Raw genomic sequence first — 23522 nt, 5'->3', positions numbered from 1 at the left:
GTCCGGCCCACCCAACTTGCACGGGAAATGACAATGAAAGTCCTGGTGATCGGTTCCGGCGGCCGCGAACACGCCCTGGCCTGGAAGCTGGCGCAGTCGCCGCGCGTCGAGGAAGTGCTGGTCGCCCCCGGCAATGCCGGCACCGCCACCGAAGCCAAGTGCCGCAACGTCGACGTGCGCGCGACCGACATCGACGGCCTGCTCAACCTGGCCGAAACCGAGGGCGTGCTGCTGACCGTCGTGGGGCCGGAAGCGCCGCTGGTGCTGGGCGTGGTCGATCGTTTCCGCGAGGCCGGCCAGCCGATCTTCGGGCCGACCGCCGCCGCCGCGCAGCTTGAGGGCAGCAAGGCCTACGCCAAGGATTTCCTGGCCCGCCACCGCATCCCGACTGCATATTACGCGGTGTTCGAAGACGCCTCGCTGGCCCTGCAGCACGTGCGCGACCACGGCGCGCCGATCGTCATCAAGGCCGACGGCCTGGCCGCCGGCAAGGGCGTGGTGGTCGCGATGACCGTCGAGGAAGCCGAGGCCGCGATCACCGACATGCTCGAAGGCGACGCCTTCGGCGAGGCCGGCGCACGCGTGGTCATCGAAGAGTTCCTGGACGGCGAGGAGGCCAGCTTCATTTCCCTGGTCGACGGCAGCACCGCGCTGCCGATGGCCACCAGCCAGGACCACAAGCGCGTGGGCGACGGCGACACCGGCCCGAACACCGGCGGCATGGGTGCGTATTCGCCCGCACCCGTGGTCACGCCGGAAGTGCACGCACGCATCATGCGCGAGGTCGTCGAGCCCACCGTGCGCGGCATGGCCGCCGACGGCGTGCCCTTCACCGGCTTCCTCTACGCCGGCCTGATGATCTCGCCCGACGGCGCGCCGAAGGTGATCGAGTTCAACGTGCGCTTCGGCGACCCGGAAACCCAGCCGGTGATGCTGCGCCTGCGCAGCGACCTGCTCGAACTGGTCGAAGCCGCCGTCGAAGGCCGACTGGCCGGCGTGCAGGCGGACTGGGACCCGCGCCCGAGCCTGGGCGTGGTGATGGCCGCCGAGAACTACCCCGGCACGCCGCGCACCGGCGACGTGATCGCCGGCCTGGCCACCGACCCGGGCGCGGACGCCAAGGTTTTCCACGCCGGCACCCGCATGAAGAACGGCCAGGTGGTCACCACCGGCGGCCGCGTGCTCTGCGCCTGCGCACTGGGCAGCGACATCGCCGACGCCCAGCGCCGCGCCTACGCCGCCGCCGACAACATCCACTGGGACGGCGCCTTCTACCGCACCGACATCGGCTGGCGCGCCCTACAGCGCTAACAAATGGGGTCAGAGAACATTAACGTTTCAAACGGTGTTTGAAACGTTAATGTTCTCTGACCCCATTTTGAGGGGACCCGGGAGGGGTGATGGGGCACAACCAGTTTGAACTGCTCGGCCAGCGGCGCTTCCTGCCGTTCTTCCTGGTCCAGTCGCTTGGCGCCTTCAACGACAACGTCTACCGGCAGGCGATCATCGCGCTGCTGTTTTTCCTGGGCGTGTCGTCGGAGCAGCGCACGCTGTACACCAACCTGGCGCCGGCGCTGTTCATCCTGCCCTACTTTCTTTTTTCGGGGCTGGCCGGGCAGATCGCCGAGAAGCTCGAGAAGCAGCGGCTGATCCGCATCACCACGGCGATGGAGATCGGCATCATGTCGGTCGCCGCCGTCGGCTTCCTGACCGCGAACATGCCGCTGCTGCTGGTGGCGCTGTTCGGCACCGGCCTGCAGTCGACGCTGTTCGGGCCGGTGAAATATTCGATCCTGCCCAGCGTGCTCAGGCCCGAGGAGCTGACCGGCGGCAACGGCCTGGTCGAGATGGGCACCTCGATGTCGATCCTGCTGGGCATGATCTTCGGCGGCCTGATCTTCGTCGTCGCCGGCCAGGCCGGGCCGGAAGCCGCCGCCGCGTCGATCGTGGTGCTGGCGATCACCGGCAACCTGATCAGCCGGATGGTGCCGCGCGTCGAAGCCTCGGCGCCGGACCTGAAGATCAACTGGAACCCGTTCCCGGAATCGCTCAAAGCCCTGCGCCTGGCCCGCAGGCAGCCGGCCGTGCGCAACTCGATCCTGGGCATTTCCTGGTTCTGGTTCGTCGGCACCGTGCTCACCGCGCAGCTGCCGACCTATGCCGAAACCTACCTGGGCGGCGGCAGCACGCTTTACCTGTTCTGCTTCGTGCTGTTCTCGGTCGGCACCGGCGTCGGTTCGCTGCTGTGCGAAAAGCTCAGCCGCCGCACCATCGAGATCGGCCTGGTGCCGCTGGGCGCGATCGGCATGACCGTGTTCTGCGCCGACCTGTATTTCGCCCAGCCGGGCCCGGCGATCGCCAGCGGCCTGACCGTGCGCGAGTTCGTGGCTGCCGGCAACTGGCGCATCATCGCCGACCTCACCCTGATCGGCCTGTTCGCCGGCCTGTTCATCGTGCCGCTGTTCGCGCTGGTGCAAAGCCGCACGCCGCGCGAGGAGCTGTCGCGCGTCATCGCCGGCCTGAACATCCAGAACGCCGGCTTCATCGTACTGGCGGCGATGCTGGGCGTGCTGCTGCAGCGCGAGTCGCTGGCCATCGGCGGCATGGCGCTGCCGATGACGGACCTGAGGATCCCGGCATGGACCCTGCCGCTGCCGGGCCTGACGATCCCGGAGCTGTTCCTGGCGCTGGCGGTCGCGAACGCGGGCGTGTCGATCCTGATCTTCACCCTGGTCCCGGAATTCTTCCTGCGCTTCCTGGCCTGGATCTACGTCTCGATCTTCTACCGCGTGTCCATCACCGGCGTGGAGGAGCACGTGCCGGACGAAGGCCCGGCCCTGCTGGTCTGCAACCACGTCAGCTACATGGATCCGCTGGTGATCAGCGCCGCGGTGCCGCGGCCGATCCGCTTCGTCATGTACTACAAGATCTTCCGCATCCCGGGCATGAACTGGGTGTTCCGCGCCCATCGCGCCATCCCCATCGCCGGCGCGCGCGAAGACCCGGCGGTGATGGAGGCCGCGTTCGCCGAAGTCAAAGCGGCACTCGATGCCGGTGAACTGGTCTGCATCTTCCCCGAAGGCGCGCTGACCAAAGACGGCGAGATCGCGAAGTTCAAGGGCGGCGTCGAACGCATCCTCGAACGCTCGCCGGTGCCGGTCGTGCCGATGGCGCTCACCGGGCTCTGGGACAGCATGTGGTCGCGCCGCGACAGCCGCCTCGGACGCCTGCGCGTGCCGCGCCGCCTGCGCGCCGCCGTCGGCCTGGTGGCCGAAGCGCCGGTGCCCGGCGACACCGCCACCGCGGCGTCGCTGGAAGCCCGCGTGCGCCAGCTGCGCGGCGACCGCCCCTGAGTGGTTTGACGGGACGCGCGCGCAGACGCTAGTTTCCCGGTCGTGGTGCCCTTGCATGCACCGCCACCAACTTTCCAGGGGAACACCATGATCTGCACCCACTGCGGCCACACGAACACGGCGGGCGCCAGCGCCTGCGAACAATGCGGCGCGGCCCTGCCGGTCGCCCCGCCGACTCCGCCGATGTCCGACGGCCCGAGCACGCCCCCGCCGCAGGCCGCCGCGCCGGTGCCGCCCGCCGCGCCTGCCGCACCCGCCGCGCCCGCCGCCGCCGCTCCGGTGGAGCCGGTACCGAACCACTTCGTCTGGGCGGTCATCTCGACGGTCGTCACCACCCTGATCAGCATCGTCGCCTGCTGCTGCATCCCGCTCGGCCTGGCGCCCGGCATCCCGGCCATCATCTACGCCAACAAGGTCAACACACTGATGGCGGCGGAAGATTTCGCCGGCGCCCGCGACGCTTCCGAGAAGGCGAAGACCTGGAGCCTGGTCACCACCATCTTCGGTGGCGCCCTCCTGCTGCTGTGGATCGCCTCGCTGGCGCTGCAGATGGCCGGCATGATCGATCCGGATGCCTTCGACTTCGAAAGCATGATCCCCTGATCCGCGATGAAAGATACGCCCGCCCCGCCGCCCATCTCCGCACGCTACCTGTGGTGGCTGGTGCTGCTGGTGCCGGCGGCGGTGCTGGGCATCTGGGCGCTGCGCCAGTTTGATCCCAACAGCGCCACGAACCCGTTCCCGGGCTGCCTGTTCCTGCAGCTCACCGGCTGGCTCTGCCCCACCTGCGGACTGACCCGGGCAATGCACGCACTGGTGCATTTCGAACTGGCCCGTGCGTTTTCGATGAACGCCCTGGTGCTGGTGGGTGGCCCGATCGGGCTGCTGCTGGTGCTGCGCGTGCTCGGGCGCAGCCCGCGCCGGCTCGAACCCTTGCTCAAACCCATCTCCAGCCCCTGGCTGTGGGTCGGCATCGTGCTGGGTTTCGGGGTGCTGCGGAACCTTCCTGCCTTCGCCTTCCTCGCGCCGCCGATCGGCTAGGTCGCCCAGCCGGCGAGGACGAGCAGGGCCAGCACGCCCAGCCACAGCAGCAGGATGCGCCAGACCAGGCTCATCGCGTCGCGCAGTTCCAGCAGGCCCGAGGCCTGGGCCGGGCCGTCGACGGCATAGGCTTCTTCTTCGGCGAGCTCGCTGGCCACCGACGCGCGCGCGGCGGCGCCCAGGAAGCCGACGTCCAGACGCAGGCCACCGGCGGCGTGCCAGTCGCGCCAGGCACCGACCACGCGGTCGAAATCGGCGGCCAGCGCCATCGCGAAGGTCATCAGCTGCGCCACCGGCCAGTCGAGCACCGCCAGCGTGGTGCGCGCGACGCCGCGCTGGCCGGCCGGCAGGCTCCGCCGGGCTTCGCCCTGGGCGCACAGCGACACCAGCCGGTAGCCGATGGCGCCCACCGCACCCGCCACCAGGAACCAGAACAGCACGCCGAACCAGCGCCACAGCGCGCAGCGGAACACCGCCTCGACCAGCGCCGGCCCCTCGCAGACCGGTTCGCCGCCGGTATGGAACAGCGACCGCGCGGCCTCGCAGCGGGCCTCGGGCGTGCGCGCCTCGATGATCGCTTCCACGTCCAGGTCCAGGTCGCGCGGGCCCCAGGTGTAGAGCAGCGCCAGCAGCGCGAATGCGAAGGCCGGCAGCCCGTAGAACAGGTCGTCGATGAAATACTGGATGACGCCGATGACCAGCAGCGGCAATCCCACCGCCAGCAGCAGGCCCAGCCGGTTCGGCCAGTCGCCGCCGGCCTGCCGGCCGAGCCAGTGCAGCCAGCCGATGAACCAGTCGTAGCGGCGCAGCAGCGGCAGCGAGGGGAAGACGTGCCCCAGCAACAGTGCGACCACGACGGCGATGAGGGCGGCGGACATGGGGGGATTCTAGCCCTGTTGGGCCAGCCATTCCTCGATCAGGGTGCGCGCGATCGAAAGCCTGGGCGAGAGCTTGATCTCGCCGCTGGCGACCCCGGATTCGATGTCCGCGCGGCTGAACCAGCGCACCTGCTCGAGCTCGTCGCTGACCTGCGGCTCGACCGGTTCGCCGATCGCATGGAAGCCGACCATCAGCGATCCCGGGAACGGCCAGGGCTGGGACGCGCAGTAACGGCTTGAATGCACCGGCACCGCGGCTTCCTCCATCACCTCGCGGGCGATGGCCTGCTCCAGCGATTCGCCGGGTTCGACGAAACCGGCCAGCACCGACCAGCGCCCCGGCGGCCAGCTGGCCTGGCGGCCCAGCAGCAGGCGCGCGCCGTCACTGACCGCGACGATGATCGCCGGGTCGGTGCGCGGGTAATGTTCCAGGCCGCAGCCCGGGCAGCGGGCGCTGTAGCCGGCGCGACCGAAGACCACCGCCTCGCCGCAGCCACCGCAGTGCCGGTTGCGCTGCTGCCAGTGCACCAGCGCGCGCGCCTGGGCCAGGGCCGAGGCCGGCAGCGCCGGCCAGGTCGCCGCTGCTTCACGCACGCCCAGCCGTCCGGGCAGCGCCTGCGGGAGGGCTTCATGCGGCAGCACGAACCAGGCGGTGTCGCCGTCCAGGCCGAGCAGGCTGGCCGTGGGCGGGCGGGCGGCGGCCAGGCTGTCGCCGGTGCAGACGACGTCCTCCGGCGAGGCCTCGGCGCCGGTCGCCGGGGCGGTTTCCTTGGGCGGGCGCGGGAAGCGCGCCTGGCCTTCGGCATCGACCACCAGCACGCGGGCGCAGTGCCAGCGCGCGTCGAGCTCTTCGGGGTTTTCGCGCAGCAGTTCGGCGCGGTCCAAGCCCGGGCCGCGGAAGGCGAAACCGGGCGGGACGGCGCTCATGCGGGGATCAGGCCGAGAAGCTGCTGCCGCAGCCGCAGGTGGTCTTGGCGTTGGGATTGCGGATGACGAACTGCGCGCCCTGCAGGCTTTCGCGGTAGTCGACCTCGGCGCCCATCAGGTACTGCAGGCTCAGAGGATCCACCAGCAGGGTGACGCCGTCGCGCTGCAGGGCCAGGTCGTCCTCGGCCTGCTGCTCGTCGAACTCGAAGCCGTACTGGAAGCCCGAGCAGCCACCCCCGGTGATGTACACCCGCAGCTTCAGGCCCGGATTGCCTTCTTCGGCGATCAGGGACGCGACCTTGGCGGCCGCGGCGGAGGTGAACTCGAGCGGGGCGTCGAGCTGCTGGTAGCTGGGATGCATTTCCATGGCGGCAAGATGGGGCCTGCGGGCCCCGGATTCAAGCTTGCTGGGCCTCGGCCTTGGCGGTCTTGCCGCGCAGGGGCACCGCCGCCGGGGCGGATTCGCCGGCCGGGCCGGTCAGCTGGGCCAGCGGCGCCTCGGCGTGGATCAGCCGGCCGGTGATCATGGCGCCGGCGGCCATTTCCACCACCTTGTAGTGGATGTTGCCGTTCACCCGGGCGTTGGCGGCCAGTTCGACGCGTTCACCGGCATGCACGTCGCCGGTCATCGTGCCGCTGATCACCACCACCGGGGCGCGCACTTCGCCTTCGATGCGGCCGTTTTCAGCCAGGGTCAGCACCGCCGCCGAGCCGTCGTCGGCGACGACCTTGCCGTAGATGGTGCCTTCGACGTACAGGCCGCCGGAGAAATTGATGTCGCCGCGGATCACGGCGCGCGGCCCGACCAGGGTTTCCACGGCATTGCCGTGGCGGGGGGATTTCTTGTCGTTGCCGAACATGTCTAGTCTCCTCGCGGCTCACGCGCTTCCCAGGGGAAGGCCTGCTCCACGGTACTGCCGTTCGCGCGCAGCTGCACACGGACGCGTTGGGGGGTGAAGCCCTCGGGCAGCATCACGCTGCCTTCGAGCTGTTGGAAATAGCGGAACGAAAACGGCTGTCCGGTGGCATCCGGCTTCTGGAGGAGTTCGGACCAGCCCAGGTTCACCAGGCGGCCCTCGCTGACGCCCTCGACCGACAGCCGCGCCTCGCCCTTGCTGATGGCGCCGCGGTTGAGGTTCTGGGTCAGGGTGACGGTGTAGCGCCAGGTGCCGCCCGATTCCTGGGCGAACACGGCCTCATGCACGCTCAGGCCGCGGCGCTGGCCGGTGGCGCCGACCAGGCGTTCGTAGAAGGCGACGTCGGCGCGCAGGGCCGAGACTTCTTCCTCGCGCTCGGCCAGCGTGGCCTGCAGTTCGGTGTTGGCGGCGCGGCTGATCTGGTCGCTGCGGCGCAGGGTGGCGACGTTCTGGCGCAGCTGCCGCGCCACGTCCTCGGAGCGGGTGGCGCGTTCGCTGGCGAGCTCGAGCTCCTGGCGAAGCTGTACGCTGCCGGGGGCGGCGCGCTCGGAGGCGATCATCCAGGTGGCCACCAGGCTGCCCAGCCAGAGCGCCAGTCCCGCCACCAGCAGCACCCGGGCATAGGGGCGGTGCGGGACGATGACGAAACGATGTTTGTCGGGGGCAGGGGTATTCATGACCTTGGGGGGTCGCGCCGGGGCGCGTAGCCGGCCAACTTAAGCGGGCGCGCCCCGCCAGCGTCAAGGCGCAGGGCCACTATACTGTGAACCACGTCACGTTCCGGGGGCCGCATGACCGAAGCGCACATCTTCGCACTGGGACTGGCCCTGGCCTGCCTGGCCGGCGTGCGGGCCTACTTCACCGTGTTCGGCGTCGGCCTGGCCGGGCTGATGGGCTGGGTGGAACTGCCCGCTGCCTTGGAAGTCACCACCTCGCCCTGGGTGATGGGCACCGCCGGCGCGCTGGCGGTGGTGGAGTTCGCCGCCGACAAGATCCCGGGCGTGGATTCGGGCTGGGACCTGCTGCAGACGCTGGCGCGCATCCCCGCCGGTGCCTTCCTGGCTGCCGCCACGCTGTCCGACGACGGCCAGCTCGCGGGCAGCGCACTCGCGCTGGGCGGCGGCGCGGCGCTGGGCACGCACCTGCTCAAGTCGGGCACGCGCGCCCTCATCAATGCTTCACCCGAACCGGTTTCGAATTGGGCTGCCTCCGCTGGCGAAGACACCGCCGCGCTGGGCGCGATCTCGCTGGTCTTCATCTATCCGTGGGCGGCGCTGGCGCTGCTGCTGGGCGTGCTGCTGGCCGGGGCGCTGGTCGTGGCCTGGGTCGCGAGATGGGTCTGGCGGCTGTCCGGCAGGACGGCTGCCGGCCGTTAGCCTTCAGGGCATAATCCAAGGCCAAACAGGGGCCACGCGATGAATCCGCACGACGAGTCACGACTCGCCGCACACCGACCCGCCTTCCTGCGCCACCTTCCGCGGCGCGTGGAGAAGATCGGCCGCCGCCTGCACCATTTCCTGCAGGACGGCTGGGACATCAACGGCCTGGCCCTCCTGAACGAGGACGCGCTGAGCCTCGGCCACGCCTGCCGCGAACACGGCCTGGACGAAGCCGGCCGGCACTTCCTGGAGCTGCACGAGCTGCTGCACGACACGCTGCAGCAGCAGGCCCTGCCCAGCCCGGAGGCCGGAGAACGCATCTGGCACCTGGTCGAGGGCATCGGCCAGTCGGTGCCGATGGGCGCCGAGGCCGGCGCCGACATCAGCACGCCGCCGCGCGTGGTGCAGCAAAGCGGCCGCGCCGAAACGCCGCCGGCCAACTACTGGCGCCGCTGGGGCGAAGACGCGCCCGACGCCACCGCGACGGCGATGGAAGAACCCGCCGCCGCGCCCGCGCCGACGCCTGCCCCTGCCCCGGCGCCGAGGCCGGCCCCGACGCCCGCGTCCGCAAAGGCACCGCCGCCGAAACCGGCGCCCGCGCCCCGACCCCCGGTGCCTGCCATGTCCGACTCCGCGCCCGACGTCACCGGCATCCGCGTCTACCACCTGACCGAACACGGCCCGCTGTCGCTGGAACTGGACCAGCGCATGGAAGCCGCCGGCTACGAAGTCGAGCTGCTGGAAACCCCGGAGGAGCTGAGCGAACTGCTCGGCGCCCTGCCCGCCCGCCTGGCCCTGGTGGACGCCGGCTTCAGCAACCAGCTCGACGAGATCGGCGCCACCGTGCGCGCCGCCCGCGAACTGAGCAGCCAGCCGATCCAGCTGGTGGCGCTGAGCGAAGCCGACGACATCAACCTGCGCCTGAACGCCAAGCGCGCCGGCGTCGACCTGCTGCTGGTCGAGCCCAATGCCGGCGAAGTCCTGAAGCGCATCGGGCAGCTGGTCAGCCCGGGCGGCGACCAGCCCTTCCGCGTGCTGATCGTCGAAGACGACCGCAGCCAGGCCCTGTTCGCCGAAAGCATCCTGCGCAATGCCGGCATGCAGACCGAGGTGGTGCTCGATGCGCTGGACGTGCTCGAAACCCTGCACCGCTTCGCCCCCGACCTGATCCTGATGGACCTGCACATGCCGCATGCCAACGGCATCGAGCTGACCGTGCTGATCCGCGACCAGGACCCGTTCCTGCACACGCCCATCGTGTTCCTGTCGGGCGAAGCCGACACCGACCGCCAGTTCGAAACCCTGGAAGCCGGCGGCGACGACTTCATCAGCAAGCCCGTGCGGCCCCGGCACCTGATCGCCGCGGTCAGCAACCGCGTCGCCCGCCATCGCGCCTCCCAGGCCAAGGCCAGCCGGCGCAGCGGACGCCACCCGGAAACCGGCCTGCTGCACCGCACCGAGGTGCGCGAACTGGTCGCCGAAACCCTGGCCGCCGCCCACGAGGCGAGCGCCGGCGGCGTGCTGTTCCTGGAAGTGGAAAGCGTGAACCTGCTGCGCGACCGCCTGGGCCTGACCCTGCTCGAGCAGCTGCTCGCGGCCGTGGGCAAGCTGGTCGGCGAACAGGCCGGCGCGCGCCCGGCCACGCGCTTCGGCGACGGCAGCTTCGTGGTGGTCGACGTCGAACGCGACGAAGCCGGGCTCGAAGCCTTCGCCGCGCAGCTGCGCGCCGCCCTGGTGCAGCATCCGTTCAACGTGCAGGGCCACCCGCTGCGCCTGCGCGTGTCGGTCGGCGTTTGCGCGTTCCGGCACCGCTTCACCGACGTCGCCGAGCTGCTGGACGTGGCCGAACGCATGGCCCGCGAAGCGCGCACGCAGGACAAGGGCGTGCGCCGCTACCAGCCGGCCCAGCCGACGGAAGCCGCGCGCGAGATCGCGCTGGTCACCGAAATCCGCGAAGCCATCGCCCGCAACAGCCTCGAGCTGCTTTACCAGCCGGTGGTGGCCGTGGCCGGCAGCGACGACAGCCAGTACCAGGTGCTGCTGCGCCTGCGCGACGCCAACGGCAAGCTGCTGCCCGCCGCCGAGGTGGTGCCGCTGGCCGAACGCGGCGACTTCATCACCGACATCGACCGCTGGGTGCTGCAGGCCGCGATGAAGCTCGTCCGCGACCGCCGCGCCGAGGGCAAGGCGCTGCGCCTGTTCGTCACGCAGTCACCGCTGACGATGGCCGACCCGGGCCAGGCCACCTGGCTCAAGGCCGAGCTGGCCGCGCACGACGTGCCCGGCACCTCGCTGGTGGTGGAGCTGCGCATGGAAGACGCCGCGATCCACGCCGGCACCATCCGCGCCTTCTGCGACGCGATGGTGGCCGATGGCCTGCAGTTCTGCCTCAGCCAGTTCGAGCCCAGCGACGACACCGACCGCCTGTTCGACGAACTGCCGCTGGGCTTCGTCAAGCTGGCGCGCAAATACACCTCGACCGCACTGTCGCCGGCGATGCGCGACGAACTCAAGGTGCTGATCGACCGGGCCCACCGCCGCGGCCTGGAGGTGATCGGTCACGGCGTCGAGGACGCGCAGGCCGCCGCCACGCTGTGGATGAGCGGCATCGACTTCATCCAGGGCAACCTGGTGCAGCAGGCCGACAGCGGCATGGACTTCGACTTCCAGCAGGCAGTTCTCTAGATGGCGCCAAATCCGAACGACGCACTGATCGTCCGCTGGCTGGCGATCGCGGGCGCGCTGGGCGCCGCGCTCGCCGCGGCCATGGGGCATTTCAGCGACAATTGGCTGTGGCAGACGGCGGCGCTGATCGCGGCGCTGCTGGCCTTCGCCGGGGCTGCCGGCGTCTGGCGCGCCTTCACGCTGCGCAACCGCGCGCTGGAGCAGGCCGCGCAAGCCACCGGCGAGCAGACCCGCGAGGTCAACGCGCTTCAGGAAGAGCTGGCCCTGCACCGCCGGCTCGAGCGCGAGCTGACCGAAGCCAAGCAGGCCGCCGAGTCGGCGATGATGGCCAAGGGCGAATTCCTGGCCACGATGAGCCACGAAATCCGCACCCCGCTCAATGGCATCATCCCGATGCTGGACCTGCTGATGAGCAGCCGCCTGCAGCCCGACCAGCAGGACATCCTGCGCACCGCCTACACCTCGGCGCGGCAGATGCAGCGCATCGTCGACGACATCCTGGATTATTCGAAGCTCGAGGCGAACAAGGTGACGCTGGAGACCACCAGCTTCAACCTGCGCGAACTGCTCGACTCGGTGATCCGGCTGATGGAGAAGCCCGCCGAATCCAAGGGCCTGCGCCTGAACCTGCAGATCGATCCGTCCGTGCGCCTGGCCGTGCGCGGCGACCCGGTGCGCCTGCGCCAGGTGCTGACCAACCTGCTGTCGAACGCGGTGAAGTTCACCGAGCGCGGTTCGGTCACCCTGACGGTGAGCCGCCGCGGCGAGTCGCGCAGCCAGCACGAACTGCGCTTCGAGGTCGTCGACACCGGCATCGGCATCGACAAGGATGCGCGCCTGTTCCGCGCCTTCAGCCAGGCCGACGCCAGCACCACGCGGCTGTACGGCGGCACCGGCTTGGGCCTGGTGATCTGCAAGCGCATCGTCGACCTGATGGGCGGCACGATCGGCGTCGAATCCGAACCCGGCCGCGGCAGCACCTTCTGGTTCGAAGTGCCGCTGCTAAAGGCCGCCGGCGACATCCAGGGCCAGCGCACCGACCTCAACGGCGCCCGCGTGCTGCTGCTGTCCACCGATGCCGCGCTGCGCCAGCGCATCGGCCAGGCCGCGCCCGGCTGGGGCGCCAACCTCACCCAGACCGAAACCACCCAGGACGCGCTCACCAAGCTGCGCACCGCGCTGCAGCGCGGCGCCAACTGGAGCTTCGACCTGCTTCTTGTCGACCTGCACAGCGTGCGCAGCACCGCGATCGCGCTGCACCGCAACCTGCGCCGCACGCCGGAGCTTGAAGACCTGCGCGTGGTCTACCTGCATGGCGACGAGGCGGTGGCCGCCGAGCTGATGCAGGGCCCGCACGCCCTGGTGCTGCCGCGCCTGATCGGCGGCGGCGAACTGCGCAACGCGCTGTCGGGCTTCCTGTCGGCGGCGCCCGCCCAGGCCAGCCTCGACGAACAGGCCCAGGCGCTGTCCGAGCGCGAGCTGGTGGTGCCCGGCGCGGTGCCCGACCCGGAGCCACCGCGGGGCCGCCTGCGCGGCCGCCTGCTGCTGGTCGAGGACAACCCGGTGAACCTGATGGTCGCCCAGCGCCTGGTCGGCCTGCTGGGCCTGCAGTGCGAAACCGCCGACAACGGCGAGAAGGCGCTCGACCGCATGATGCACGGCAACCTGGACATCGTGCTGATGGACTGCCAGATGCCGGTGAAGGACGGTTACACCGCCACCCGCGAATGGCGCCAGCACGAACTGGCCAACAACCTGCCGCGCCTGCCGGTGATCGCCATGACCGCCAACGCCATGGCCGGCGACCGGCAGAAGTGCCTGGACGCGGGCATGGACGACTATCTGTCCAAGCCGGTGGATCGCCGGCTGCTGGAAGCAACGCTGGCGCGCTGGCTGGCGGCGCGACCGGTGTCGGCCGACGAACGCCCGCCGGTGCCGCGTACGGTGGCCGCGCCCGCCGCGGCGCCCGTGCCCGCACCTGCGTCCGCGACTTCGCCGCCTGCGCGGCCAGTCGCAGGCGCGCCGCGACCGGCTGCCCCGGACACCCCGCGCCCCGCCGCGGCCTTCCCGCCGCGTCCGGCCGCCCCGGACATTCCGCGCCCCGCGACGTCCTTTCCGCCGCGCCCGGGTGCGCCCGCGCCCTACCGCTCCGCGGCGCAGGCCGCGGCACCGAGACCGGAACCGATGTCGGCCGAACTGCGCGCCGATACGCCGGCCACGCCGCCGCCGGTGCTGGCCAACGAAGTCGTGGACGAACTGCGCGCGGTGATGGGCAACGAATACCTGAGCCTGGTGCGCCTGTTCCTCGAGGACGCGCCCAAACACGTCCGCACGCTCGAAGGCGCGGCCTCGGCCGGCGACATGACGGCGATGGTCGCGCCGGCGCACACGCTCAAGTCAGCCAGCGCCAACCTGGGCGCGATGGCCCTGTCGGCCGCCGCCAAACGCATCGAACTCGGCGCCCGCCAGGGCGTGCTGCCGCGACCGGCGGTGGCGGTGGCGGTGTTGGAGAGTGAATTCCGGCGCGCGGCCTTGGCCTTGAACGCGCTGCTGAAGTAGGGCGTATAGGGGACGGGTGCAATTAAACCGGGGCAAGAAGGCCGGGCCCGATTTTCTCCCCCGGTTTAATTGCACCCGTCCCCCTCCCCGTCCCCTTTCCGGGCTCAGCTGCCCATCTTGGACTGCAGGTAGTTCTGCTCGCCGACGCGGCCCATCAGTTCGAGCTGGGTTTCGAGCCAGTCGATGTGTTCTTCCTCGGACTCGAGGATGTCGGCCAGGACCTTGCGCGACACGTAGTCGGCGACGCTTTCGCAGTGCGCGATGCCGGCCTTGAGGTCGGGCACGGCGTCGTGCTCGAGCTTGAGGTCGCATTCCAGCGCTTCCTTCGGCGTCTGGCCGATGCGCAGCTTGCCCAGGTTCTGCAGGTTGGGCAGGCCTTCAAGGAACAGGATGCGTTCGATGAGCATGTCGGCATGCTTCATCTCGTCGATCGATTCCTTGTATTCGTGTTCGCCCAGCTCCTTCAGGCCCCAGTTGTTGAACATCCGGGCATGCAGGAAATACTGGTTGATCGCGATGAGTTCGTTGTAGAGCGCCTTGTTCAGGTGCTCGATGACCTTGGCGTCGCCTTTCATGGCTGGCCTCCTGTTCCGTGGGTGCGACAGGCAGCCTAGCGCGTCCCGCCCGGCGATGCCGAAACAGGAATGCTTAGCGTTTTCACCCTCACCGAGCTTCCTGTAGGAGCGGCTTCAGCCGCGAAGCCCTCAAGCCGCCGCAGCAAACACCGGCAGCGGAAAGACCTTCGGCGCACTGGCTTCGCCGAGGATCTCGGCGGCGAGGTCGCCGCAGCTGCCGCAGCCACTTCCCAGCCCCGTTCGCATGGTCAGCTCGGACACGGTCGAACAGCCGGCTTCGGCAGCCCGGCGGATGTCGTGGTCGGTGACGCCATGGCAGAGGCAGACGTACATGGCACAAGGTCCATGAATGGGAACGGTTCGCATTTCATCCCAAATGCGAATCATTGTCAACCGCTTCTTGCCAGCCCCACGAGAAAGCCCGGTCAGCGGCGGCGGGCGCCACCGACGGCGGCCAGTGCCCGCACTGTCTCACCCGCCGGCGGGACAGCGCCTTCGCCGGCGACCTGGCGGGCGTGCGGGGCCAGGTGCTCCAGCGCCCGCACGTAAACCTCGCGCTTGAAGCTGACCACGTGCTCGGCCGGGTACCAGAAGTCCACCCAGCGCCAGGAGTCGAATTCAGGCTTCTCGGTGAGGTCGAGCCGCAGGTCGGACTCCTGCCCGGTCAGCTTCAGCAGGAACCACACCTGCTTCTGGCCGATGCACACCGGCCGGTTGCCCCGGCGGATGCAGCGGCGCGGCAGCCGGTAGCGCAGCCAGCCGGGCGTGGCGCCCAGGACCTGGACGTGCTCGGGGCCAAGGCCCACTTCCTCGCGCAGCTCGCGGTACATGGCCTCGAGCGGCGTCTCGTCGGTGTTCATGCCGCCCTGCGGGAATTGCCAACCGTCACGGTTGACCCGCCGGGCCCAGAACAGGCGACCGTCGCCGTGCATAAGCACGATGCCCACGTTGGGGCGAAAACCGTCCGGATCGACCACGGGACGGACTCCAAAAAATCTACTGGGGCCAGACTGCCACAGGCCCGGAAGGCGCCACAAGCGCGGCGTCACCGGCCTCCGCCGTCATGCGTGCGAACGGCATGACCGGGGTCAAGGCCGGCCCTCCGCCTGCGTCGCAGACTGCGGCCATGGAAAAGCCCCTCCCGAACCGCCGCCTGATGGCCTGCCTCGACCTCACCCGCCTGGGTGATTCCGACACGCCGGCCGACATCCAAACCCTGTGTGAACTCGCCGCCCGCCTGCCGGTGGCGCCGGCCGCGCTGTGCGTGCATCCGGAAATGATCACCACCGCCCGCACGGACCTCGACGAACGCGGCCTGCAGCACGTCCTTGTCGCCACCGTGGTCAATTTCCCCGACGGCGCCGACGACCCCGCCCGCTGCCGCCGTGAAATCCTGCGCGCCCGCGGTGCCGGCGCCGCGGAGATCGACGCCGTGCTGCCCTGGCGGGCGCTGCTGGCCGGCGATGCCGACGCCGTGGTCGCCAACCTGCGCGCGATGCGCGAGGCCAGCCAGGGCCTTCCGCTGAAGGTGATCATCGAAAGCGGCGAGCTGGGCAGCCACGAACGCATCCGCGAGGCCTCCCTGCTGGCCATCCACGAAGGCGCCGACTTCATCAAGACCTCCACCGGCAAGGCGCGCGTGCACGCCACGCCCCGCGCCGCCGAAACCATGCTCGAGGCCATCGCCGAAACCGGCGGCCGCTGCGGCTTCAAGGCTGCCGGCGGCATCCGCACGCCGGACGAAGCCAATGCCTACCTGGCGATCGCCGACCGCGTGCTCGGCCCGGCCTGGTGCCGCCCCTCGCGCCTGCGCATCGGCGCCAGCAGCCTGGCCGAAGCCCTGCTGCCCCCGGAAGCTTGCTGACGTGGACGGCACCAGCACGCCGCAGTCGGTGATCCGCCGCAAGCGCGAGGGCCACTGCCTCGACCCGGCCGAACTGCAGGGCTTCATCGGCGGCATCGCCGACGGGCGCCTGTGCGACGGCCAGCTCGGCGCCTTCGCGATGGCGGTCTGCCTGCGCGGCATGGACCGCGAGGAAACGGTGGCCCTGACGCTGGCGATGCGCGACAGCGGCCGCCGCCTGTGCTGGGACACGGCCGGGCTTCGCGGCCCCGTGCTCGACAAACATTCCACCGGCGGCGTCGGCGACTGCACCAGCCTGCTGGTCGCGCCGATCCTGGCGGCCTGCGGCGCGTACGTGCCGATGATCTCGGGACGCGGCCTGGGCCACACCGGCGGCACGCTGGACAAGCTTGAAGCCATCCCGGGTTACCGGGTGGCGGTGGACGCGCAAACCCTGGTCGACGTGGTGCGCCGCACCGGCCTGGCGATCGTCGGCGCCAATGCCGACCTGGCCCCGGCCGACCGCCGCCTGTACGCCGTGCGCGACGTCACCGCCACCGTGGACGCGATTCCGCTGATCACCGCGTCGATCCTGGCCAAGAAACTCGCGGCCGGACTCGACGCGCTGGTGCTGGACGTCAAGTGCGGCAACGGCGCCAGCCTGGCGGACCCGGCCAGCGCCCATGCGCTGGCGCGTGAACTGGTCGCCGTGGCCGCTGCCGCCGGGCTGCCTGCCCGGGCACTGGTGACCGACATGTCCCAGCCGCTCGCGCCTGCGGCCGGCAACGCCCTGGAACTGCGCCTGGCCCTGGCCTGCCTGCGCGGCGAAGCGGTGGCGCCGCGGCTGCGCGAGGCCAGCGTGGAACTGGCGGCGGTTGCCCTGGTGCAGGGCCGGCTGGCGCCCGACCTGGACGGCGCCCGCCACCTGGCCGGGAACGCCCTGGCCAGCGGCGCCGCGGCGGAGCGTTTCGCGCGCATGGTGGCGGCGCTGGGCGGCCCCGCCGATCTGCTGGAGGCCACGGACAAGTACCTGGAACCGGCCCCGTGCAGCGCGGTGGTGCGCGCTCCCGAGGGCGGCTGGGTCGCCGGCTTCGACACCCGCGCGATCGGCGAAGTGGTGGTCGGCCTCGGCGGCGGGCGGCGCCGCGGCGACGACCTCATCGACCCGCGGGTCGGCATCGACGGCATCGTGCCGGTGGGCACCGCCGTGGCGCGGGGCGAGCCGCTGATGCGCGTGCATGCCGCCGACCCCGATGCCCTGGCCGCCGCGCTGGCCGGCCTGCAGGCCAGTTGCCGGATCGAAGCCGAAGCGGCAGCCCCGGCGTCGCTGGTGCTGGCGCGCTACGGCGGCGAGGCCGGACCGGCATGAGCCGCGCCCTGGTGCTGGTGCTCGATTCCCTGGGCGTGGGCGCGCTGCCCGACGCCGGGGCCTATGGCGACGCCGGCAGCGACACCCTGGGCCATATCGCCGACTGGTGCGCGCGCCCCGCCCGCGCCGATGGCCGCGGCCGGCCCCTGGCCCTGCCCCACCTGGTCCGCATGGGGCTGGGCGCCGCCGCGGCGCTGGCCACGGGGCGCACGCCGCCGGGCCTGGGTGGCGACGTCGCCGGCGGCGCCATCTACGGCTGCGCGCGCGAACTTTCGCGCGGCAAGGACACGGTGTCCGGCCACTGGGAGCTGTGCGGCCTGCCCGTGCCCTGGGACTGGGGCCATTTCCCGCAGCGCGAAAACACCCTGCCGCCGGATGAACTCGCCCGGCTCGCCGCCGCCTGCGGCGTGCCCGGTTTCCTGGGCAACCGCCATGCCTCCGGCACGCAGGTCATCGAAGACCTGGGCGCCGAACACCTGCGCACCGGTTTGCCGATCCTCTATTTTTCCGCCGACTCGGTGATCCAGGTCGCCGCCCACGAAAAAAGCTTCGGGCTGGCGCGGCTGCTCGAAGCCTGTGCCGGCGCCCGCCAGCTTGCCGATGAATGGCGCATCGGCCGGGTGATCGCGCGGCCATTCGAAGGCACGGCGGAAACCGGCTTCCGGCGCACCGCGCACCGGCGCGACTTCGCCGTGCCGCCGCCGACGCCGACCCTGCTCGACCAGCTGCAGTCGTCGGGCGGGCACGTGGTCGCGGTGGGCAAGATCCGCGACATCTTCGCCGGACGCGGCGTCGGCGAATCGGTTTCGGCCCACGGGCTGGAGGGCCTGCTGGAAGCTTCGCTGGCCGCGTTCGCGACGGCGAAGGACCAGAGCCTGGTCTTCACCAACCTGGTCGATTTCGACCAGGAGTTCGGCCACCGCCGCGATGTCGCCGGTTATGCCGGTGCGCTGGAACGCTTCGATGCCTGGCTGCCCCGGCTGATGGCCGCGCTGGGGCCCGACGACCTGCTGCTGCTGACCGCCGACCACGGCAACGACCCCACCTGGCCCGGCAGCGACCACACCCGCGAACACATTCCGCTGCTGGCCTGGGGCCCCGGGCTGCGCGGCGCCAATGCGGGCGTGCGCAGCAGCTTCGCCGACATCGGCCAGACGCTGGCCCGCTGGTTCGGCCTGCCCCCGCTCGGCCACGGCCAGCCCGCCTTCTGAGGACACCATGCCCAGCCTGCACATCAACGCCGGACCCGGCGACTTCGCGCCCACCGTGCTGTTCCCCGGCGACCCGCTGCGCGCCCGCCACATCGCCCAGGCCTACCTGCAGGACGCCCGCGAGGTCACCGCCACCCGCGGCATGTTCGGCTACACCGGCCAATGGCAGGGCCAGCGCCTGTCGGTGATGGGCAGCGGCATGGGCATTCCTTCCTGCGTGCTCTACGCCACCGAACTGGTGCGCGAACACGGCGTGCGCCGGCTGCTGCGCGTGGGCACCTGCGGCGCGGTCAGCCACAAGGTCGCGCTGGGCGACCTGATCCTGGCCGTCGGCGCCGGCACCGATTCGCGCGCGAACCGCCAGCGCTTCGGCGGCCACGACTTCGCCGCCACCGCGTCCTGGCCGATGCTGCGCACGCTGGCCGACACCGCCGACGCCGCCGGCCTGCCGCTGCATGCGGGCAACATCTTTTCGACCGACCTGTTCTACCACCCGGACGATGGCTTCAATGCCCTGCTCGAGGGCATGGGCATCCTGGGTATCGAGATGGAGGCTGCCGGCCTGTTCGGCGCGGCGGCGAGCCTCGGCGTGGAAGCAGCCGCGCTGCTGACGGTGTCCGACCACCTGCTGGCGCACACCGCCATCAGCCCGGAACAACGCGAGCGCGGCCTGGACCGCATGATCCGCCTGGCCCTGGATGCCGCCGCCGCGATGGGCTAGGCGCGCGCGCCGCTCATTCCGGGGGCATTTCGAAGGCTTCGGGCAGCAAGTGGCCGATGGCGTGCCAGTTGCAGGTGCCGGCGGCGTCGCGCCAGCCGACCTCGGCCTGGCTGCCGAATTCGCGGATCAGCTGCCGGCAGCCGCCGCAGGGCGGCACGGCCAGCAGGCGCCCGCGGTTGTCGCGGGCCGCGATGGCCACCGCCACCACTTCGATGCCGGGCCCACCGGCCAGCACCGCCGCGGCGATCGCATGGCGCTCGGCGCAGCCGCCCAGCGGGAAGGCGGCGCTTTCGACGTTGCAGCCGCCGTGCATGCGGCCGTCGCGGGTCAGCACCGCCGCGCCCACCAGCAGGCCCGACCACGGCGCATGCGCCTGTTCGCGGCACTGTTCGGCCAGGGCCACGAGCTGGTCGCGTAGTTTGGGGTCTTGCACGGGCGGGGCACCGGGAAACACGCCGGGTCGGCGCCCGCCCAGCATCGCGCCGGGCAGCCCTTGCGCAAAATGACGTGCGTCAAGCCGGACAGACGCGGCCCGGCAGCCCCGGCGGGGCCGGTTTGACAAGCCGGAGCGCGCCCCGGACAATACGCGGCCCTATCCGCAATGGATAGCGGCCGATGGCTATGTAGCTCAGCCGGTTAGAGCACGTCACTCATAATGACGGGGTCGGTGGTTCGAGTCCACCCATAGCCACCATCACTAAACCCGCATTTTTGCGGGTTTTTTTGATTTTCGCTTGGCGACCAGAGCAAGTGAACTGCGAACACGGCGCCCCGTCGTGCTTATGACTTCGAGCGGGCGATTCAGGGCTGTGATGCCAACTCTGCTGCACGCCACTTGGTCATTCCTTCCACACAGAACTGATCTTCCTGAAAGTGTCCGCGGAATTGGCATAGGACCCAGCCGGTAGTTGAGGCCGCGCAAAGCCTCCATAGACTCCGCTGTCTTGGCGCGGTTCCCCTAGCTGCGGCGCGGCAAAATGCTGACTATGCAGCCTCAATCCTTGGGGCTAATATTTGATCCCAACCACAAGATGTTGATCTCGTGCAGCGTCGCACCCCATGAGACCATCAATCTCTATTCTGCTTGGTCTGCGGGGCTCAGTTCGTCAAGAAGCGCTACGTTGGATGCGTTGATGAATGAGTTGTTCTGTTGAATGAGCTCCTGAACCAATTCGATCGAACAATCGGGTGTCTTATGAACCATGCGGTGGCAGTTGGGGCAAAGCATCGCCAAGTCATCGACGGCGGTCTTGGCACCCTCGTCAACTTGGCTGATTGGAACTCGATGGTGTGCCTCAATGAAATCCACGCCGATCTCTGAATATGACTCTTGAAAGTCGATTCCGCAGCATTCGCAAAAGATCTTACCGAACTGCAACTTGAATTTTTTCTTAGCAATTCTTACAAGCTTTTTGTCACGCTCTTTCTGCCGATGGATTCGAACCTTCACCTTGCCCTCGGTTCCCACGTAGTCTTCAACTATTTCGTCGACCACTTCTTCGGAAACTGATTGCGGGGGTGGAGTGTGCAGTGAAGCCTCACCTCCACTGTATGGATAGACTTCATGCGCTGAGTTTGCTGCAACGCTGAGAATTTTCGCGTCATTAACGCCAGCGCCGGTTTTAACAAGCAAGTCAGCAACCGCCTGGTGAGTTTGCTTTGCGGAGACTAGATCTTGAATGCGTGCTTCGATATCGACGTATTCGAAACTATTTCGTGGCTTTAGAAGCACAGGCTTAATTACAACTCTTGCTTGGTCCGAACTAACGATGTCGAAAAGTATTTCGTCCACCACGTATGACTTAGAGGACAACGGGAGATCAGCCGGCTCCCCTTGGTCCTGCCTCCGTGGCTCTGGCAAGCCGGCTATCGCCGCAACGAGCGGCGGGACATTGAGAATGCTGCGGTCGTTAGGATTCTCCCGTCTGAGCCTCGGCTTTCCGTCTTTTATTCGGAAGTGCGCATCAGTGGGAATGATCACCAACGTGACTGGAATCTGGACATCAATACGCTTTTCGAGCACGTCCGCGCCCTTAGCCTTGTATTCGTACTCTCCGCGACCGCCGCTCGGGCGCCACTTTATACTGAGCACATTGATTCCCCTCTTCTCGCCGAGGGGAGAGAGAACCATATTGGATTGGAAATTGGAAGCTCTTGAGGCGTTGATTTATGGCTGATGGTAGCGCTAGGAAAATGGGTAAAAGATTACGACACGCGTCCTTCTTTTCGGGCATCGGCGGGTTCGATCTCGGGTTTGAGCATGCTGGGATTGAAACCGTCTACTTATGCGAAAAGAAGACTTTCTGTCGGACGATTCTGAAACAGCACTGGGCGGACGTCCCTTGCGGCGAGGATATTAACGATGTCAAAAGTGAGGAAATCCCCGAAGCCGAAGTCTGGACAGGCGGCTTCCCATGCCAAGACCTTTCACTGGCGCGAATGGGCGCTAGAGCAGGGCTTGGAGGAGCCCAAAGTGGATTGTTTTATCGGTTTGCTGAGCTCGTGGGAGAGCGGCTTCCAAAAGCCGTTGTCCTCGAAAACGTCCACGGTCTGCTCACTAGCCACCGAGGACGTGATTTCGCCATCGTACTCAAGGCGCTGGACGAGCTCGGGTATGGTCTCGCGTGGCGTGTGCTTAACAGCAAAGATTTTGGAGTCCCCCAATCACGTAGGCGAGTCTTCATTGTTGGAGTGCTTGGAGACGCAAGCAGTGCCGGAAAGATACTTTTTGAGCCCGAACGCAGCGAAGGGGATCCTGAGGAGAGTGGACGATCAGGGAAGAAACCTGCCTCCCTCTTTCAGAAAATCGTTGGAAATCCTCGCAAAGGCCCAATGACCAAATCGATGGCGCATTGCATTTACGCTGAGTCGGCGCGGCACACGGGCACTGATTGGTCTCGGAACTACGTCTGGTATCCGGACGGACGAGTTCGCCGACTTACGTCGTCCGAAGTGGAACGCGTGCAAGGCTTCCCGTTGGGGTGGACTCTACCAGCAGGGATGTCGAATGACTCGCCGAAACTCGAGAGCCTGCGGTATCACGCTGTCGGCAACAGCGTCACTCCGGCGGTCGCGCGCTGGATCGGATCTAGGATCGCCCAGGTGCTCGCACCCGTAGCGTCCACAAGCAAAGCCAGTCGCTAGAGGCGAAGCTAGATTTCGACGCGCCCGGCTTACTGCCGGCTCCGTGGGCACCTTACAAGAGGATCGACCTGGATGGTTGATAACTATTCATCCCAGTCTCCATCTTAGTCGTCACAATTGTTTGATTGGTAGAAAAGTTTCTTTATCGAAGCCCAGTCAACTGCCTCATCAAAGCAAATAAAGGCTGCGGTGAGTTCAACCCGTCAATGCAACATGATTCACATTTGCACTGATGGGAGCGCATTGAAATGGCTAGAACGGGCCGGCCCGGGATGTCCCAGGCTCAGAAACGGGAATTGTGGCGTCGGTGGCGGTGCGGGCAATCACTCAGCGACATAGCGCGCTACTTCGATAAGAACCCAGGCTCGATATTCGGGGTTTTGGCGTCGCAGGGAGGCATAGCGCCTCGGGAGCGGCATCGGTCACTACGCGTACTGAGCTTGGCTGAGCGCGAGGAGATTTCTCGTCGGCTCGCGATTGGCCAGTCATATCGGGAGATTGCAGCGGCACTGGACCGGCCGAAACGGTGATCGGACTGTTCAAGACCGAGGTTACGAACCGCCGCTCCTGGCGCAGCCGGGAGGAGGTGGAATGGGAGACCTTGGGTTGGGTCGACTGGTATAACAACCAGCGACTGCTGGGGCCGATCGGCAACATACCCCCGGCGGAAGCGGAGGCGGCGTACTACGCCGGCAACACGGGTCACGCCATCGCGGCGTGACTCAAACGAAATGACCTCCGGAGAAGCCGGGGCGATTCACTTCCAACCGCGGCGATGCCGTGGATTCCTTCATGAAGATGATGTCGGACTACCGGAGCCTCGGAGAAGCCTGGGAGCGATTCTTCGTCCGTGCGCAGAAGTACTGCAACCAAGCCGTGGGGAATCGGGAGTCCAGGCTCTTCGGCCACTTTCCGGGAGA

At 68.6% G+C, this 23522-nt stretch carries 23 protein-coding genes, 1 tRNA gene and 1 pseudogene; 15 read left to right on the top strand and 10 right to left on the bottom strand.

What is annotated here, in order from left to right; translation table 11 throughout:
* Positions 1 to 33 precede the first annotated feature (33 nt).
* The 4 genes from purD (at position 34) to ACE3TE_RS05830 (ending at position 4394) form a co-directional block, all read left to right on the top strand.
* Positions 34 to 1311 (top strand): phosphoribosylamine--glycine ligase, encoded by a 1278-nt coding sequence (gene purD / locus ACE3TE_RS05845; RefSeq protein WP_374603060.1) that lies wholly within the window; start codon positions 34 to 36, stop codon positions 1309 to 1311.
* Positions 1312 to 1397: 86 nt separating this feature from the next.
* Positions 1398 to 3353: an MFS transporter gene (locus ACE3TE_RS05840; protein ID WP_374603058.1), complete on the top strand. Its 1956-nt coding sequence runs from the start codon at positions 1398 to 1400 to the stop codon at positions 3351 to 3353.
* A gap of 87 nt (positions 3354 to 3440) precedes the next feature.
* Positions 3441 to 3956 (top strand): CD225/dispanin family protein, encoded by a 516-nt coding sequence (locus ACE3TE_RS05835; RefSeq protein WP_374603057.1) that lies wholly within the window; start codon positions 3441 to 3443, stop codon positions 3954 to 3956.
* A gap of 6 nt (positions 3957 to 3962) precedes the next feature.
* Positions 3963 to 4394, top strand: a complete 432-nt coding sequence (locus tag ACE3TE_RS05830) for a DUF2752 domain-containing protein (protein WP_374603055.1) — start codon at positions 3963 to 3965, stop codon at positions 4392 to 4394.
* Here ACE3TE_RS05830 and ACE3TE_RS05825 read toward each other — a convergent pair.
* The 5 genes from ACE3TE_RS05825 to ACE3TE_RS05805 are packed head-to-tail and all read right to left on the bottom strand — an operon-like array spanning position 4391 to position 7793.
* Positions 4391 to 5272: a hypothetical protein gene (locus ACE3TE_RS05825; protein ID WP_374603053.1), complete on the bottom strand. Its 882-nt coding sequence runs from the start codon at positions 5270 to 5272 to the stop codon at positions 4391 to 4393. The two genes, ACE3TE_RS05830 and ACE3TE_RS05825, sit on opposite strands and share 4 nt — an antisense overlap.
* A gap of 9 nt (positions 5273 to 5281) precedes the next feature.
* Positions 5282 to 6199: an NAD(+) diphosphatase gene (gene nudC, locus ACE3TE_RS05820; protein WP_374603052.1), complete on the bottom strand. Its 918-nt coding sequence runs from the start codon at positions 6197 to 6199 to the stop codon at positions 5282 to 5284.
* A 7-nt stretch (positions 6200 to 6206) separates the two neighbouring features.
* Positions 6207 to 6566: an iron-sulfur cluster insertion protein ErpA gene (gene erpA, locus ACE3TE_RS05815; protein WP_374603050.1), complete on the bottom strand. Its 360-nt coding sequence runs from the start codon at positions 6564 to 6566 to the stop codon at positions 6207 to 6209.
* 31 nt (positions 6567 to 6597) lie between these two features.
* Positions 6598 to 7059, bottom strand: coding sequence for a polymer-forming cytoskeletal protein (locus ACE3TE_RS05810; protein WP_374603048.1), 462 nt, complete (start codon positions 7057 to 7059; stop codon positions 6598 to 6600).
* A 2-nt stretch (positions 7060 to 7061) separates the two neighbouring features.
* A complete protein-coding gene (locus ACE3TE_RS05805; RefSeq protein ID WP_374603046.1) occupies positions 7062 to 7793 on the bottom strand; it encodes a DUF6776 family protein in 732 nt (243 codons plus the stop codon).
* Between the two features lie 114 nt (positions 7794 to 7907).
* Between ACE3TE_RS05805 and ACE3TE_RS05800 the strand changes: the two genes are divergently transcribed.
* The 3 genes from ACE3TE_RS05800 to ACE3TE_RS05790 are packed head-to-tail and all read left to right on the top strand — an operon-like array spanning position 7908 to position 13739.
* Positions 7908 to 8492: a DUF4126 domain-containing protein gene (locus tag ACE3TE_RS05800; protein WP_374603044.1), complete on the top strand. Its 585-nt coding sequence runs from the start codon at positions 7908 to 7910 to the stop codon at positions 8490 to 8492.
* Between the two features lie 39 nt (positions 8493 to 8531).
* Positions 8532 to 11180 (top strand): EAL domain-containing protein, encoded by a 2649-nt coding sequence (locus ACE3TE_RS05795; RefSeq protein ID WP_374603043.1) that lies wholly within the window; start codon positions 8532 to 8534, stop codon positions 11178 to 11180.
* Positions 11181 to 13739, top strand: coding sequence for an ATP-binding protein (locus tag ACE3TE_RS05790; protein ID WP_374603041.1), 2559 nt, complete (start codon positions 11181 to 11183; stop codon positions 13737 to 13739).
* Between the two features lie 104 nt (positions 13740 to 13843).
* Here ACE3TE_RS05790 and bfr read toward each other — a convergent pair whose 3' ends face one another.
* The 3 genes from bfr to ACE3TE_RS05775 all read right to left on the bottom strand — a co-directional run bounded on the left by bfr (position 13844) and on the right by ACE3TE_RS05775 (position 15291).
* Positions 13844 to 14314 (bottom strand): bacterioferritin, encoded by a 471-nt coding sequence (gene bfr / locus ACE3TE_RS05785; protein WP_374603039.1) that lies wholly within the window; start codon positions 14312 to 14314, stop codon positions 13844 to 13846.
* A gap of 129 nt (positions 14315 to 14443) precedes the next feature.
* On the bottom strand, positions 14444 to 14647 hold the full coding sequence (locus ACE3TE_RS05780) for a (2Fe-2S)-binding protein (RefSeq protein ID WP_374603036.1): 204 nt from the start codon (positions 14645 to 14647) through the stop codon (positions 14444 to 14446).
* A 92-nt stretch (positions 14648 to 14739) separates the two neighbouring features.
* Complete coding sequence (locus ACE3TE_RS05775; protein WP_374603035.1) at positions 14740 to 15291, bottom strand: RNA pyrophosphohydrolase; 552 nt, start codon at positions 15289 to 15291, stop codon at positions 14740 to 14742.
* A 149-nt stretch (positions 15292 to 15440) separates the two neighbouring features.
* Here ACE3TE_RS05775 and deoC point away from each other — a divergent pair, with 149 nt between their 5' ends.
* Genes deoC through deoD form a run of 4 tightly spaced genes read left to right on the top strand, consistent with a single transcriptional unit; the run spans position 15441 to position 19458 of the window.
* Positions 15441 to 16178 (top strand): deoxyribose-phosphate aldolase, encoded by a 738-nt coding sequence (gene deoC, locus ACE3TE_RS05770; protein ID WP_374603033.1) that lies wholly within the window; start codon positions 15441 to 15443, stop codon positions 16176 to 16178.
* A gap of 1 nt (position 16179) precedes the next feature.
* Positions 16180 to 17526 (top strand): thymidine phosphorylase, encoded by a 1347-nt coding sequence (gene deoA, locus ACE3TE_RS05765; protein ID WP_374603031.1) that lies wholly within the window; start codon positions 16180 to 16182, stop codon positions 17524 to 17526.
* Positions 17523 to 18737, top strand: a complete 1215-nt coding sequence (locus ACE3TE_RS05760; RefSeq protein ID WP_374603029.1) for a phosphopentomutase — start codon at positions 17523 to 17525, stop codon at positions 18735 to 18737. The genes deoA and ACE3TE_RS05760 overlap by 4 nt, the downstream gene beginning before the upstream one ends.
* Before the next feature lie 7 nt (positions 18738 to 18744).
* Positions 18745 to 19458, top strand: coding sequence for a purine-nucleoside phosphorylase (gene deoD, locus ACE3TE_RS05755; protein WP_374603027.1), 714 nt, complete (start codon positions 18745 to 18747; stop codon positions 19456 to 19458).
* Positions 19459 to 19471: 13 nt separating this feature from the next.
* Here the strand turns inward: deoD and ACE3TE_RS05750 are convergent, their stop codons facing one another.
* On the bottom strand, positions 19472 to 19891 hold the full coding sequence (locus ACE3TE_RS05750) for a cytidine deaminase (RefSeq protein ID WP_374603025.1): 420 nt from the start codon (positions 19889 to 19891) through the stop codon (positions 19472 to 19474).
* Positions 19892 to 20075: 184 nt separating this feature from the next.
* Here ACE3TE_RS05750 and ACE3TE_RS05745 point away from each other — a divergent pair.
* Positions 20076 to 20152: transfer RNA gene (locus tag ACE3TE_RS05745), tRNA-Met, on the top strand.
* 381 nt (positions 20153 to 20533) lie between these two features.
* Here the strand turns inward: ACE3TE_RS05745 and ACE3TE_RS05740 are convergent.
* Positions 20534 to 21589, bottom strand: a complete 1056-nt coding sequence (locus tag ACE3TE_RS05740; RefSeq protein ID WP_374603023.1) for an HNH endonuclease — start codon at positions 21587 to 21589, stop codon at positions 20534 to 20536.
* A gap of 38 nt (positions 21590 to 21627) precedes the next feature.
* Here ACE3TE_RS05740 and ACE3TE_RS05735 point away from each other — a divergent pair, with 38 nt between their 5' ends.
* From ACE3TE_RS05735 to ACE3TE_RS05725, 3 genes and pseudogenes are all read left to right on the top strand, one after another.
* Entirely contained in the window at positions 21628 to 22602 is a 975-nt protein-coding gene (locus tag ACE3TE_RS05735; RefSeq protein WP_374603021.1) for a DNA cytosine methyltransferase, read from the top strand.
* Positions 22603 to 22850: 248 nt separating this feature from the next.
* The gene (locus ACE3TE_RS05730; protein WP_374603019.1) at positions 22851 to 23132 is read left to right on the top strand and encodes a helix-turn-helix domain-containing protein; all 282 of its coding nucleotides are present in this window, start codon (positions 22851 to 22853) and stop codon (positions 23130 to 23132) included.
* Positions 23096 to 23323: pseudogene (locus ACE3TE_RS05725) on the top strand (integrase core domain-containing protein); the annotation flags it as partial. The gene ACE3TE_RS05730 and the pseudogene ACE3TE_RS05725, both read left to right, overlap by 37 nt.
* Between the last annotated feature and the right edge of the window lie 199 nt (positions 23324 to 23522).

The sequence above is a fragment of the Arenimonas sp. genome (genome assembly GCF_041919775.1).
In the GTDB taxonomy this organism is placed as follows: Bacteria; Pseudomonadota; Gammaproteobacteria; order Xanthomonadales; family Xanthomonadaceae; genus Arenimonas.
This window is presented reverse-complemented; position numbering and strand designations above follow the sequence as displayed.

What these genes read in the sequence shown, in the direction of transcription:
- ACE3TE_RS05735 (WP_374603021.1), top strand. Translation starts at nt 21,628, where the DNA reads ATGGCTGATGGTAGCGCTAGGAAAATGGGTAAAAGATTACGACACGCG.
- deoD (WP_374603027.1), top strand. Translation starts at nt 18,745, where the DNA reads ATGCCCAGCCTGCACATCAACGCCGGACCCGGCGACTTCGCGCCCACC.
- ACE3TE_RS05800 (WP_374603044.1), top strand. Translation starts at nt 7,908, where the DNA reads ATGACCGAAGCGCACATCTTCGCACTGGGACTGGCCCTGGCCTGCCTG.
- ACE3TE_RS05740 (WP_374603023.1), bottom strand. Translation starts at nt 21,589, where the DNA reads ATGGTTCTCTCTCCCCTCGGCGAGAAGAGGGGAATCAATGTGCTCAGT.
- ACE3TE_RS05780 (WP_374603036.1), bottom strand. Translation starts at nt 14,647, where the DNA reads ATGTACGTCTGCCTCTGCCATGGCGTCACCGACCACGACATCCGCCGG.
- deoC (WP_374603033.1), top strand. Translation starts at nt 15,441, where the DNA reads ATGGAAAAGCCCCTCCCGAACCGCCGCCTGATGGCCTGCCTCGACCTC.
- ACE3TE_RS05805 (WP_374603046.1), bottom strand. Translation starts at nt 7,793, where the DNA reads ATGAATACCCCTGCCCCCGACAAACATCGTTTCGTCATCGTCCCGCAC.
- ACE3TE_RS05810 (WP_374603048.1), bottom strand. Translation starts at nt 7,059, where the DNA reads ATGTTCGGCAACGACAAGAAATCCCCCCGCCACGGCAATGCCGTGGAA.
- ACE3TE_RS05835 (WP_374603057.1), top strand. Translation starts at nt 3,441, where the DNA reads ATGATCTGCACCCACTGCGGCCACACGAACACGGCGGGCGCCAGCGCC.
- ACE3TE_RS05830 (WP_374603055.1), top strand. Translation starts at nt 3,963, where the DNA reads ATGAAAGATACGCCCGCCCCGCCGCCCATCTCCGCACGCTACCTGTGG.
- ACE3TE_RS05760 (WP_374603029.1), top strand. Translation starts at nt 17,523, where the DNA reads ATGAGCCGCGCCCTGGTGCTGGTGCTCGATTCCCTGGGCGTGGGCGCG.
- ACE3TE_RS05790 (WP_374603041.1), top strand. Translation starts at nt 11,181, where the DNA reads ATGGCGCCAAATCCGAACGACGCACTGATCGTCCGCTGGCTGGCGATC.
- ACE3TE_RS05730 (WP_374603019.1), top strand. Translation starts at nt 22,851, where the DNA reads ATGGCTAGAACGGGCCGGCCCGGGATGTCCCAGGCTCAGAAACGGGAA.
- ACE3TE_RS05795 (WP_374603043.1), top strand. Translation starts at nt 8,532, where the DNA reads ATGAATCCGCACGACGAGTCACGACTCGCCGCACACCGACCCGCCTTC.
- purD (WP_374603060.1), top strand. Translation starts at nt 34, where the DNA reads ATGAAAGTCCTGGTGATCGGTTCCGGCGGCCGCGAACACGCCCTGGCC.
- ACE3TE_RS05825 (WP_374603053.1), bottom strand. Translation starts at nt 5,272, where the DNA reads ATGTCCGCCGCCCTCATCGCCGTCGTGGTCGCACTGTTGCTGGGGCAC.
- bfr (WP_374603039.1), bottom strand. Translation starts at nt 14,314, where the DNA reads ATGAAAGGCGACGCCAAGGTCATCGAGCACCTGAACAAGGCGCTCTAC.
- erpA (WP_374603050.1), bottom strand. Translation starts at nt 6,566, where the DNA reads ATGGAAATGCATCCCAGCTACCAGCAGCTCGACGCCCCGCTCGAGTTC.
- nudC (WP_374603052.1), bottom strand. Translation starts at nt 6,199, where the DNA reads ATGAGCGCCGTCCCGCCCGGTTTCGCCTTCCGCGGCCCGGGCTTGGAC.